At 45.6% G+C, this 12,559-nt stretch carries 8 protein-coding genes and 3 pseudogenes; 5 read left to right on the top strand and 6 right to left on the bottom strand.

The genetic code is table 11. The annotated features are described in order from the left end of the window. Window positions 1–113: 113 nt before the first annotated feature. The 4 genes and pseudogenes from EYA81_RS16770 to EYA81_RS16760 form a co-directional block, all read right to left on the bottom strand. Window positions 114–578 (bottom strand): hypothetical protein, encoded by a 465-nt coding sequence (locus EYA81_RS16770; protein WP_370293458.1) that lies wholly within the window; start codon window positions 576–578, stop codon window positions 114–116. 51 nt (window positions 579–629) lie between these two features. Then, window positions 630–928: pseudogene (locus EYA81_RS19275) on the bottom strand (AAA family ATPase); the annotation flags it as partial. A 209-nt stretch (window positions 929–1,137) separates the two neighbouring features. After that, window positions 1,138–2,603, bottom strand: a pseudogene (locus EYA81_RS16765) (relaxase/mobilization nuclease domain-containing protein). Between the two features lie 53 nt (window positions 2,604–2,656). Further along, window positions 2,657–3,051: pseudogene (locus tag EYA81_RS16760) on the bottom strand (hypothetical protein). A gap of 734 nt (window positions 3,052–3,785) precedes the next feature. On the opposite strand from EYA81_RS16760, the gene EYA81_RS16755 reads away from it, so the two are divergent. The 3 genes from EYA81_RS16755 to EYA81_RS16745 all read left to right on the top strand — a co-directional run bounded on the left by EYA81_RS16755 (window position 3,786) and on the right by EYA81_RS16745 (window position 5,756). Then, window positions 3,786–4,625 (top strand): ADP-ribosylglycohydrolase family protein, encoded by an 840-nt coding sequence (locus EYA81_RS16755; RefSeq protein WP_117600526.1) that lies wholly within the window; start codon window positions 3,786–3,788, stop codon window positions 4,623–4,625. Between the two features lie 163 nt (window positions 4,626–4,788). After that, window positions 4,789–5,001 carry a hypothetical protein gene (locus EYA81_RS16750; RefSeq protein WP_117600527.1) on the top strand — a complete coding sequence of 71 codons (213 nt, stop codon included), beginning with the start codon at window positions 4,789–4,791 and terminating at the stop codon, window positions 4,999–5,001. Continuing rightward, the gene (locus EYA81_RS16745) at window positions 4,974–5,756 is read left to right on the top strand and encodes a hypothetical protein (protein WP_131226111.1); all 783 of its coding nucleotides are present in this window, start codon (window positions 4,974–4,976) and stop codon (window positions 5,754–5,756) included. Before EYA81_RS16750 ends, EYA81_RS16745 begins: the two co-directional genes overlap by 28 nt. 186 nt (window positions 5,757–5,942) lie before the next feature. Here EYA81_RS16745 and EYA81_RS16740 read toward each other — a convergent pair whose 3' ends face one another. Next, window positions 5,943–6,188, bottom strand: a complete 246-nt coding sequence (locus EYA81_RS16740) for a hypothetical protein (protein ID WP_227186921.1) — start codon at window positions 6,186–6,188, stop codon at window positions 5,943–5,945. Between the two features lie 265 nt (window positions 6,189–6,453). On the opposite strand from EYA81_RS16740, the gene EYA81_RS16735 reads away from it, so the two are divergent. Then, window positions 6,454–8,115: an IS1182 family transposase gene (locus EYA81_RS16735; RefSeq protein ID WP_131225595.1), complete on the top strand. Its 1,662-nt coding sequence runs from the start codon at window positions 6,454–6,456 to the stop codon at window positions 8,113–8,115. A 91-nt stretch (window positions 8,116–8,206) separates the two neighbouring features. On the opposite strand, the gene ppdK is transcribed toward EYA81_RS16735, so the two are convergent. After that, window positions 8,207–10,927: a pyruvate, phosphate dikinase gene (gene ppdK / locus EYA81_RS16730; protein ID WP_117964434.1), complete on the bottom strand. Its 2,721-nt coding sequence runs from the start codon at window positions 10,925–10,927 to the stop codon at window positions 8,207–8,209. Window positions 10,928–11,131: 204 nt separating this feature from the next. Here ppdK and rlmD point away from each other — a divergent pair, with 204 nt between their 5' ends. Next, window positions 11,132–12,553, top strand: a complete 1,422-nt coding sequence (gene rlmD, locus EYA81_RS16725) for a 23S rRNA (uracil(1939)-C(5))-methyltransferase RlmD (RefSeq protein WP_008663284.1) — start codon at window positions 11,132–11,134, stop codon at window positions 12,551–12,553. The last annotated feature ends 6 nt before the right edge of the window (window positions 12,554–12,559 follow it).

Below are 12,559 nucleotides of genomic sequence, written 5' to 3'. Positions count from 1 at the left end.
GCAGACTTGCTTAAAAAGATAATGGATTTCATCGCCAAAGGAACAGAGGTCATTCAAGTATCAGAGGTCACTAAAGGAACGGTGGACTTTCGTCCAGTTGGTATAGGGTGCATTCACCCGGCATATCGCATGCTTTCGCAGTGATAGATTATGGTGCCCAGGTCACATTCACCGGTTTCAGCCAACTGGTCGATGACTTTGAAGATGTCATCCACCAGGATGCCGTCCGTCATGATGGCTTCGCGGTAGCTCGGTGAGCAGAAGGGGTGGTCGTTACTTTCAGAGTGTTCTTCATCATAGGCATCATCGTTGCTTTCTTCGGATGCTTGTTCATCAGAAGGTTTTTCAGACTCTGCTTCTTTAGCAGGTTCCTCGGTCGTTTCATCATCCGAAGATTGAGAAGAAGTTTCGTCCTGTTCGGTGTCCAATTCAGTTTCATTGGATGTTTCTTCTGAGTTGTCTGATTGCTCCTTTTCATCGTCGGATTCTTCTTTCCCTTCCTGTGAAGCATCGGCATCCGATTGTGCTTCGGATTCCTCTTTCTTTTCCTCTTCCTTCTTCGGTTCCTCCCTGCTCACCTTATGAGGTCGGAAGGACTGTGCTTCGTCCGATATGTCTACATCCTCCTCAGGTGAGTCGATGAGTACCACATCTATCTCTGGGTCATTGTGCAGTTTCTCCACCAGCGAGGTCCTATCCACTTTGTTGTTGGGTTCGTATGACCAGACTTCATAGGGTAGTTGTTCCTCTCATACTTCTTGATGTCTGCCTTGCGGCATTTCATGATCAAGTGTTGGAAGTCGCAGTCGATGACAACCACCCGGACGCCTTTTGCCACTAAGTAGTTGGCAAAGGTGACGCAAAGGATGGTCTTTCCGACTCCTCCTTTCTGGTTGGCAAAGGTGACTATGACCGGGGTCTGTATCATGTTGTTTTCCGTTTATTAAATTCGCAAGCAAAAGTAAATGCTGGAACAGGGAAAACCTAAATGTACAACATCAATGTGCTTTCGGTTGCTGAAACCGGGGGGTGAATGGACTTCGGAACAAGGGAATCTGAGAAAAATTAGCCCAAAAAGTTACAACTAAAAGTCCCCATTTGACTTTCTGTTGTAACTTAAATCATTAAACATCAATACTAAATCTTCAACGAGCGTCCGTCGTCCACCTCGTCGTAGTTCGTTTTCTTGCCAACTTCCCATTCGCGGTTAGCACTGTGACTGCCGACTCCTTCTTTCCGGAGTTTACCCAATCCTTGATGGGACTTCCGCTGTAAACTTTTGATTGGATTGAGTGTATTCTTCTTGGGCTTCTTCTTCACCCGTTCCACATCAAAACCTTCTTGATACATAGCGCTGCGGGGGGACTTCACTTCGGGATTCTGGAATATATCACGCAATTTGTCCACAGCATCAGCATACTTGGGAGGACGTTCTGTAGAAATGTCCACCAGGTCCGGACGGTCCACCTTGAATGCCTTGCACAGCATTTCCACTTCGGCTTCGTTCTGCAGGCGGAATTTCTCAATGAAACTGATGCGATTATTACGGTCTATGGCCTTGGCCATGAAAGGCGGCAAGGGTCTGCTCTGGCCATCGTAGTAGATGACACCTTTCTTTATATAGGCATGCTGTTTCTTGAATTTCTGGAAGATTTCTCCCTGCGTGGCCTTAGGATTGAGGGTCAGCAACTGGTCTATGAATGCTTCTATCCGGTCAAAGCGTTGTTCGGGGGTAGCAAAGTCGAGCAGTTCTTCTACGGCAAGGACCCGGGCACCATGAATGACGGTCTTGTTGGCATGGTCTATCAGCATATAGCCGTAGGGCTTGTCTTTCTTGCCGAAGAAGACCACATCCACTCCGAAGTTCTTCTTTATTTCCTTCTGCAGTTCTTCCTTGTTGGCGCATACATCCCGGTATTTCTCCAGGTAGGCTCTCAACTGGCGATTGCGTGCCTTATCCTGATAGCCTTTCTTGAACAGGGCTTCAATCTCTGCCAGAGGAATTTTCTTTTGGATTCTGCCTCCTTGCTTGACGAAGACGTTCCCGTCTTTCTGAAAGACTTCATAGCCCATGGTTCCTATCACGGCCTTGAACTGGGTGAAGGAAGAAAAGCTGTACTGTTTGACGGCCTCGATGTCCTTGTCTGTTTTCTGCTGCCGGTCCATACCGAGTATCTTGTCAATGAGCGTCTGCGTTCATGGTTATGCTGTATCTTGCGACCGTCGGGCGCCACTCTCGAAGTAACAATGTGTAGGTGTGCATTGTCTGTATCGTTGTGGGAATAAATGAGCCAGGGTTGTCCGGGTTCGGCATAGCCCATTTCTTGAAGATACTGGTGCGCGAAATCAAGCAACTGGGCTTCTGACATCTCGTAGCCCTTGCAGGAGATGACTGCATGGAACTGGGCTTTCTGGATTCTGGGATTCATGGAGGAATATTCCATGAGAAACTGAGCCAGCTCTTCAGGGGTTGGCTTGCGCACTTCACCGAGTGCTCCGAAGTTTTTTATCTCCAGTAACCGGGCTACACCTTTCGCCACCTTCCGTTCATTATAATCTACGGCATAGAAGTTCGAACTTCCGGGTAAAATGGTTGCAATCATCTGAATATTCGGATTAGTTGGGTTCAACGGTTAAAGCATATACCGCACAAACATTACTTCAGTGTTTTGTTTTTTATACACTTGAGTGTAATCAATTCCAAATCCCGTTTGATGCGGTTCATCGTTTCCTGTGTTTCCCGAATGGTTGGAAGCACAATCTCTTGGATATAGCTGGGTGCGAGTAACCAGGCTACCGCCAGCTCATTGGCTCGTTTGACCACCTGATTTAGGTTTCCGCCTGCCCAGGACAGTTCGTTCTGATTCTTTCGGTAAAATTCTCCGAGTTCTCGGATCAACTCGATGCGTTCCTTCACATCCACATTGAAAAATTCCTGCACTGCAGACAGGATATAGTGGCTCACAGAGTGGAATGAGCCTGATTTTTCCTTCAACAGTTGGGCTTCCTCGGGATAAGCCGTAACTGGAATACTTTGGTTTTCTGTTTCATACTTCCTTTGATTACTTGTTAGCTGGGTTCTCTGGACACCTATTTCGCATAGCGAAACAGCGATTTATCGCTCCGTTGCGGCAGTAATCGGCAAGTGACTCTTGTGAGGACAAAACTCCGTTTTGTAATGACAAGAGTACAACTTGCTTGACAAATCCTACAACGCAGTTCGATGTCTTCCCGGTAGCTTTAGAGACCTCAAAGAAGCACAAAAAACGGCGAAACGCAAAAATTCACAACATCATTCTTGGGAAAAATATTCGGTAATATTAGCCTGATTATCAAGTGTTCCAAATTTCTTTATCCGTAGTTTTCTGCATCTTTGGAACGGCATACGTCTGTATAGAAATCACTTGTTGCCAAGCTGGGCTATTGCCTTGAACTAATGGTTCATCCGTCCCATATTCCAAGGTTGCAAAGGCTATACATACTTCAATGTTCTATAGACAATGACTTCAAGGGCAAAAGGGCATTACTGCGTATGGACTCAGAACAGAAGTGAAAAAGAAGTGTGGAAGCGTATGGAAATGCGGCCGTATAAAAGTATCAACAGCAAATATCATGGTACTTATGACCTAAAACATAGAGAGTGTCTCACTTTTTGAGGGAGTATCGTGGTAACTTTGCATTAAAGTCCATCGGTTGGCTCTGTATGAGATACAAAATGAGTATATTTACGGACATTACTGGTGGCAACAGCTTTGAGTAAGTAGAATCACTAAAACAGGAAGAATATGATTGGAAGTATCATTGGGGACATCGTAGGCAGTATCTACGAGTTCAGTAACATACGAACCAAGGACTTTGAGTTCTTCGGTCGCTACGTGGAATACACAGACGACAGCATCCTGACGTTGGCTACAGCGGATGCGATTCTGGCCGGACGCCTTTCACTGGTGGCGGATTACTATGTCCGGTATGCGGAAGCTTATCCCTCTCCGATGGGAGGATATGGAAACTGTTTCCAGAATTGGGTCATCCAGAAGACAAGAACCGGATATGCTCCGGCATACAACAGCTGCGGCAACGGATCGGCCATGCGTGTAGGTCCGGTGGGTTGGGCATTCGATACGAAAAATGACACCATGAATGCCGCCAAGGTTTCAGCGGAAGGAACGCATAACCATCCGGAGGGCATCAAGGGTGCACAGGCTACAGCCATGTGTATCTTCCTGGCCCGTAAGGGAGCATCGAAAGATGAGATTCAGCAATGTATGGAGCAGGAATTCGGCTATCGTTTCCCGCTCACCATTGCCGAACTGCAAAAACGTTATTCCTGGAATGGAGTTGATGGGGAAGGCAATGGCGGCATCTGTCAGGACAGCGTTCCGCAAGCCATTCAATGTGCGCTGCAGGCTACGGATTTTGAAGATGCTGTCCGTAATGCCATCAGTATCGGTGGCGATTCCGATACCATCGGCTGCATCACCGGTTCCATTGCTGAAGCTCTTTATGGGGTGCCTGCGAACATGTGTGAAAAAGCGATGACCTATCTGCCCGAGAACTTCCAGAAACTGGTTACTGAGTTTGAAGCGAAATACGGAAGTGGACTGCGTAAAACAGAAGGAAGATGACTTTCCTGGAAAAATACATTTGGGTGGTCAATACGCTTTCCCACGCTGGAGAGAAGGGACTTTCTTTGAAGGAGCTCAACGAGAAATGGCTCCTCAATGAAGATCCAGTAATGGCAAACCAATCCCCAGACAGACCTTTGACCGGTGGAAAGGCAACATCCTTATGTCGTTAGGAGTGCTGATTGAATGCAACTGGAAGGATAGCTTTCGCTATTACATTGCCAATCCGGAGAGTTTGAAGAACGGAACGCTGAATCGGTGGTTGCTTGGCACTTATGCCACCGCCCAATGCACAAGTGGACAAAAGACTTATGGAAAATGTACGAAACCGATTAAAAACTTGATACAATGGAAAAGACCAAACAAGAATTACTGAAAGAATGGAGTGAACTGTGGATACCGAAATTTAATGAACTCTCACAGAAGTATAACACTCCGTATTATACCCAATCACCTCTCAACGTAATTGAAACTGACATTGAACTGATGGTAGTAGGAATAAATCCCAAAGGAAACGGGAAATGTACCTCTACCCATACAGTTGATGGTTACTTGGAGGGAAACAAAGAATGGTGGAGCAAGCGGTTCAACAAGGAATTGAAAGATTCCCGTTTTCTTGCCAACGGACGATTGTTCCTTGGGTATGGTTCCAAATGCCCGGACAGCCAGATTGATGATGACAAGAAGGTGGTATGGACAAATCTTTCTCCGTTTGAGTCATCTAAAGGTGTAAGTAACTTGAAGAAAGAGCTGTTGGCTGAAGGTATTAAAAGCACTATAGAGCTAATAAACATACTCAAACCAAAAAGGATTGTTTTCATGGAAACAAATGCTTTTGATACGCTCAGAAAGAATATGGATGAGTCTGAGTCAGATGCTATCCAATCTGTTCAAGTCTTTGATAACTTGAAATGGGAAGTTGGCACATTTTTTGGCATTCCAGCAGTAAGCATTTTACATCCATCGGCTACTGATTGGTTGGTGAGCAAATATTTCATATCCGTATTTCTCTTTCTTCATAATCTTATCATTCATGAGTTTCCAAACAAACCTTTGAAAGAGATTAGAAATGCAATGCGTAATGAATTAAAACTTTGGAAACAGCGCATCCAGGCAGAAGATGAACTTTAATAGCATAAGTAACTCGCCTTGGTCAAGTGGAACCCCACAAGACCAAGGCGAGTTTTTTAGCCCATTCGCTCACAAATGTAATAATAGACATTCATCTCCAATCGTAATGAATATAGCGCATTCTCACGAAACAAAATCTCCCAAAACCATGAGTTGAAAGCACTGAAAATTAACATTTAAAGAGTTCTAACGTTCTGTGCTATGGGCAGTGTTGGTTCTGTTCAGTCGGTCTGTGTATTGTCGAACGAGCATTGAGCAATACTCATTAACGACAGGGTCGGTCGGTTCATTCTCTTTAGAGATATGATTCGCATCAACAATCTTGTTGGTCTTGATGTAACCCGGTTTTCTGTTGTGTACGATGCGAGTGTACACTGCATAAAGGCCGTCTGTTCTCAGCTTCCTTACGATTGCTTTTAATGTAGTTGTCATAAGCTTTTAATTTTACGCTGCCATAGGCTTTTTTGATGGTGTAAGCAGGTGTAAGCAACATCAGTTTTAGTGTAAGCAGTGAGTAAGCGAGTACGTACATTTGGCGCGGTTTCCATTGTCAAGTGTACGAACCGTATAAGAACAACATGAGGTTGTGTCAAAATGCTGACACAGCCTTTTTTTATGCGCAAAGCCCAGACTTTCTCAAGCCCGGGCTTTGTTATTACCCAAAGTTTTCGTATCTTTAGGCATAAAGTTTTTCGTTATGGCAAAGTTACATTTTCGTCCTTACATTCCCAACCAAACCGTTCTTTTTCCACAAAGAATTGATGAAAACATAGCTGCGAACGACCCGGTCCGCATCGTGAATGCTGTTATTGACAACCTCAATCTTGAGAGTTTCAAGAAGCTTTATAAGGAAACGGGCCGTTGTCCTTATCATCCTAAAATGATGCTTAAGGTGATAATCTACGCCTACATGAATAATATCTATTCTTGCCGTAAAATAGAGAAGCACCTCCTTCGTGACATTCATTATATTTGGCTTGCCGGTAATGAGCATCCGGATTTTATCACGATCAACCGTTTTCGTAACCGTGTAAAGGAGGAAATAAATAATGTATTTACCCAGTTGATTTTTGTCCTTGCCGATAAAGGTTTCATCAGCCTTGATGTGGAGTATATTGACGGCACCAAGATTGAATCCAAAGCCAACAAATATACTTTTGTCTGGCGCAAGACAGTCGAACGGAACCGTACGAGACTAATGGATAAAATCCGTATTCTCTTGGAGCAGGTGGATGAAACCATTGCACAGGAGAACTCTATAAAAGACACATCCGTGGAGTTTACTTCCTGCAGGCTCTCTGACATAGTGGATGAACTTAAAGAAGCCCTGGAACGCCAGCCTGCAACAAAGGATAAGGAAGAAAAGAAAGCCCTGCGCAAAAAGAAGAAGCAGGTCAGGGAACTTGAAGGGTATCGTGACAAGCTGATAGAATATGACAATCACCTTGATACCCTTGGAGAACGTAACTCCTATTCCAAGACCGATCCTGGTGCCACATTCATGCGCATGAAAGAAGATGCCATGAAGAACGGGCAGACCAAACCCGGATATAATCTGCAAATAGGTACTGAAAACCAATTTATCACAGACTTCCGTCTGTTTCCCAACCCTACCGATACACTGACCCTCATACCTTTTTTCCACTCTTTCCAGTACCGCTATAACCGTTTACCGAATATCTGCGTGGCAGACTCCGGTTACGGTTCGGAAGAAAATTACCGGTTCATGCAGGAGAATGGGATAGAAACCTTCATCAAGTACAATTACTTCCATAAAGAACAGCGTCCCCGTTATACTCCCAACCCGTTCCATGCCGAAAGTCTCCATTACAATGCCCAAGAGGATTATTACGTTTGTCCTATGGGACAGCACATGAACCGTATAGGAACCAAACGTGACAAGACAGCGAGCGGATACATCACCGAAAGTGCCCGGTATAAAGCAAAAAGATGCGAAGGTTGCCCTTTGCGTGGCAGTTGTTTTAAAGCTCGGGGGAACCGTATTATAGAAGTCAACCACCGATTAAATCAATACAAACGGCAGGCACGGGAAAGGTTGCTCTCAGAAGAAGGTATCAAGCATAGAGGCAGGAGGTGTATAGAACCAGAAGCTGTGTTTGGACAAATGAAATACAACATGGCATACAGAAGATTCCGGCATGTGGGAGAAGACAAGGTTACAATGGACTTTGCTTTCTTTGCTATAGCCTTTAATATCAAAAAAATGTGTGCTAAACAGATAAAAGAAGGAAAGGGGCTCATTACAGTTGCCAAATATTTGTTTATGGGACTATTTATAACCCGATATAATTGGAATATAGCAACTTGCTGCCAAATGCATGAGGAAAAAGTAGCATAGCCAAAAGAAAATATAGCAGAACTTAAAATATAAAAGAGGTTGTGCCAACGTTTTGACACAACCTCATTATTTTAATTAAGCCAATTTGGAATTATTCCTCAACAGCCGCCTGTGCCGCAGCCAGACGTGCAATGGGCACACGGAACGGAGAACAGCTGACATAATTCAAGCCGACTCTATGGCAGAACTTCACAGAAGAAGGTTCACCTCCATGCTCGCCGCAAATACCGCACTTCAAGTCCGGACGGATAGCACGTCCCTTTTCAGTAGCCATACGCACCAACTGTCCTACACCATTCTGGTCGAGTACCTGGAACGGGTCTACTTTCAGAATCTTCTTCTCCAGATAAATCGGGAGGAAGGAAGCGATATCGTCGCGTGAATAACCAAATGTCATCTGAGTCAAGTCGTTCGTACCAAATGAGAAGAACTCGGCAGAGGAAGCAATGCGGTCGGCAGTCAAGGCGGCACGCGGAATCTCAATCATTGTACCTACTTTGAAGTCGATGCTGTCACCCACTTCTTCAAACAACTGGGCAGCCTCAGCACGAATCACTTCTTCCTGCTGCTTGAACTCATACAAGATGCCGGTCAGAGGCACCATGATTTCAGGATGGGTTTCAACGCCTTCTTTCTTCAATTCCAAAGCAGCGCCCAGGATAGCACGCGTCTGCATCTGCGTAATTTCAGGATATGTATTTCCCAAACGGCAACCACGATGTCCCAACATCGGATTATGCTCACAAAGCGCCTCAACACGTTGCTGGATATACTGGAGGCTTACACCCATCGTATCTGCCATTTCCTGCTGTCCCTTCAAGTCATGGGGAACAAACTCATGCAAAGGAGGGTCGAGCAGACGTACAGTCACCGGACAACCAGCCATTGCCTTGAAGATACCCTTGAAGTCAGCTTGCTGGTAAGGTAGAATCTTAGCCAAAGCCTTGCGACGTCCTTCGGCGTTTTCTGCCAGAATCATCTCGCGCATGGCTTTAATCTTCTCGCCTTCGAAGAACATGTGCTCCGTACGGCAAAGGCCGATACCCACCGCACCAAAATTGCGTGCCACTTCTGCATCGTGAGGAGTATCCGCATTGGTACGAACCTGCAGCTTCGTATATTTGTCTGCCAAATCCATCAATTCCGCAAAGTCACCGGACAGCTCAGCCGCTTTTGTTTCCACCTTGTCTTTATATACTTCACCAGTGCTTCCGTTCAAGGAGATATAGTCACCTTCTTTCAACAGTACACCATCCACTTCCACTGTACGCGCCTTGTAGTCTATGTTCAAGGCACCGGCACCGGATACACAGCACTTACCCATACCACGAGCAACCACTGCCGCATGAGAAGTCATACCGCCGCGGGCAGTCAGGATACCTTCGGCAACTGTCATACCTGCCAAATCTTCCGGAGAAGTCTCAATACGTACCATCACCACACGCTTGCCGGCAGCATGCCATTCGGCAGCATCATCGGCAAAGAATACGATTTGTCCCGTAGCGGCACCCGGAGAAGCGGGAAGACCACGGGTCAATACCTTGGCTTGCTTCAGAGCTGTCTTGTCAAATACCGGGTGGAGCAGTTCGTCCAACTTATTGGGCTCACAACGCATCAATGCAGTCTTTTCGTCAATCATACCTTGATGGAGCAAATCCATGGCAATCTTCACCATAGCGGCTCCGGTACGCTTACCGTTACGGGTCTGGAGGAACCAGAGTTTACCCTCTTGTACAGTGAACTCCATATCCTGCATATCACGGTAGTGATTTTCGAGCTTCGTCTGCAAAGCATCCAACTCCTTATAGATTTCCGGCATAGCCTCCTCCATGGAAGGATATTTGCTGACACGTTCTTCTTCGCTTACACCGGCCAATTCAGCCCAACGTTGAGAACCGATTTTTGTAATCTGTTGCGGAGTACGGATACCGGCAACCACGTCTTCGCCTTGTGCATTAATCAAATACTCACCGTTGAAAAGGTCTTCACCGGTAGCAGCATCTCGGCTAAAGCAAACACCCGTGGCAGAGCTCTCGCCCATATTACCGAATACCATAGCCTGAACGCTTACGGCAGTACCCCATTCGTCAGGAATTCCTTCCATCTTACGATACAAGATGGCGCGTTCGTTCATCCAAGAGTTGAATACGGCACAAACGGCACCCCACAACTGCTCGTAAGCACAAGTCGGGAAGTCTTTCCCTGTTTGTTCTTTTACGGCAGCCTTGAACTTCTTCACGAGTTCCTTAAGGTCTTCCACCTCAAGCTCGTTGTCCAGCTTCACGCCTTTAGCATGTTTCACATCTTCTATAATAGCCTCGAACGGGTCTACATCTTCCTTGTTCACCGGCTTCATACCCAGCACCACGTCGCCATACATCTGCACGAAACGACGGTAAGAGTCCCATGCAAAGCGTGCATTGCCCGTCTTGCGCGTCAAGCCTTCCACCACTTCGTCATTCAAGCCAAGATTCAGGATAGTGTCCATCATGCCCGGCATGGAAGCGCGTGCACCCGAACGAACGGAAACCAGCAACGGATTCTCCACATCACCGAATTTGGAACGCATCAGTGTTTCCACATGAGCGATGGCTTGTTCAACTTCGTTCTTCAACAGAGCAACGACTTTATCCTGCCCCATTTCATAATATTCCGTACAAACTTCTGTCGTTATTGTAAAGCCCGGAGGAACCGGAACTCCTATAAGGTTCATTTCTGCAAGGTTGGCACCTTTCCCACCCAAAAGGTTTCTCATATCGGCCTTTCCTTCTGCCTGACCGTTACCAAAGGTATAAACTCTTTTTTTGTCCATAATATAAATTTAAAGTTTTTGATAGTGATTTTCTCTTTTCTGTTCGCAAATCTAAGTATATTTCGCAGACTAGAAAACTTTTTCAGAAAAAACTTTATGCTAAAATGCAATTTCGACATTGCAATCTTTAATATTTCATTTCATAGAGAGAAATCCCGAAAAAATGTCTATTTTTGCCGAAGAATTTATTAGATTGGTGTAAAAGTGGCAAGAAAGAGAAAAGAACTTCCCCTACTGGAGAAGGTGACAATTACGGATGTGGCTGCCGAAGGAAAAGCCATCGCAAAAGTCAATGATTTGGTGATTTTCGTACCATATGTCGTCCCCGGCGATGTAGTTGACCTGCAAATTAAGAGAAAAAAGCATCATTATGCTGAAGCCGAAGCTGTGAAATTCCATGAATATTCGGCAGTACGGGCAGTTCCATTCTGCCAACATTATGGTGTATGCGGCGGTTGTAAATGGCAGGTTCTCCCCTATTCCGAGCAAATCAAGTATAAGCAAAAACAAGTAACGGACAACCTCACCCGCATCGGCAAAATAGAATTACCGGAAATTTCTCCGATATTAGGTTCAGAAAAAACTCAGTTCTACCGGAATAAACTGGAGTACACTTTTTCCAACAAACGTTGGCTGACGACAGAAGAGGTTCAGCAGAATGTAGTGTACGAACAGATGAATGCCGTAGGCTTCCATATTCCCAATGCTTTCGATAAAGTGCTTGCCATAGAGAAGTGCTGGCTGCAGGACGATATATCCAACCGCATCCGCAATGCAGTACGCGACTATGCCTACCAGCACAACTATTCCTTTATCAACCTGCGCACGCACGAAGGAATGCTACGCAATATGATTGTGCGTACCTCTACCACCGGCGAACTGATGGTAATCCTCATCTGCAAGATAGAGAAAGAGGAGGAAATGGCTCTGTTCAAGCAAATGCTGCAATACATAGCAGATACATTCCCCGAAATCACTTCCCTGCTATACATTATTAATAATAAGTGCAACGATACCATCACCGACCTCGAGGTACACACCTTCAAGGGAAAAGACCACATCTTCGAGGAAATGGAGGGACTGCGCTTCAAGGTAGGTCCCAAATCTTTCTATCAGACCAACTCCGAACAAGCCTACAACCTCTACAAAGTAGCGCGCAACTTTGCCGGACTGACCGGTAACGAGCTTGTTTATGACCTTTATACTGGCACGGGTACCATTGCCAATTTCGTATCCAAGCACGCACGCCAGGTAATCGGCATAGAATATGTGCCCGAAGCCATTGAAGACGCCAAGGTCAATGCCGAGATTAACGGAATTAAAAATACATTGTTCTTTGCCGGAGATATGAAAGACATGCTGACACAAGACTTCATCAACCAATACGGCCGTCCCGATGTCATCATCACCGACCCTCCCCGTGCCGGAATGCACCAGGATGTAGTGGATGTCATTCTGTTTGCCGAGCCCAAACGCATCGTATATGTCAGTTGTAATCCGGCTACGCAGGCGCGCGACCTGCAACTGCTCGATGCGAAATATAAAGTAAAGGCCGTTCAACCGGTAGATATGTTCCCGCACACCCACCATGTGGAAAACGTAGTATTATTGGAATTAAAAGATTGAAAGTCC

Source organism: Bacteroides sp. A1C1 (assembly GCF_004328515.1).
GTDB lineage: Bacteria > Bacteroidota > Bacteroidia > Bacteroidales > Bacteroidaceae > Bacteroides > Bacteroides uniformis.
The sequence above is the reverse complement of the archived record's forward strand: the minus strand, read 5'-3'. Positions and strand labels throughout refer to the sequence as shown.

Bases quoted from the DNA above. Each gene is read 5' to 3' on its own strand.
- EYA81_RS16740 (WP_227186921.1), bottom strand. From the start codon at position 6,188: ATGACAACTACATTAAAAGCAATCGTAAGGAAGCTGAGAACAGACGGC.
- ppdK (WP_117964434.1), bottom strand. From the start codon at position 10,927: ATGGACAAAAAAAGAGTTTATACCTTTGGTAACGGTCAGGCAGAAGGA.
- EYA81_RS16750 (WP_117600527.1), top strand. From the start codon at position 4,789: ATGTCGTTAGGAGTGCTGATTGAATGCAACTGGAAGGATAGCTTTCGC.
- EYA81_RS16755 (WP_117600526.1), top strand. From the start codon at position 3,786: ATGATTGGAAGTATCATTGGGGACATCGTAGGCAGTATCTACGAGTTC.
- EYA81_RS16735 (WP_131225595.1), top strand. From the start codon at position 6,454: ATGGCAAAGTTACATTTTCGTCCTTACATTCCCAACCAAACCGTTCTT.
- EYA81_RS16745 (WP_131226111.1), top strand. From the start codon at position 4,974: ATGGAAAAGACCAAACAAGAATTACTGAAAGAATGGAGTGAACTGTGG.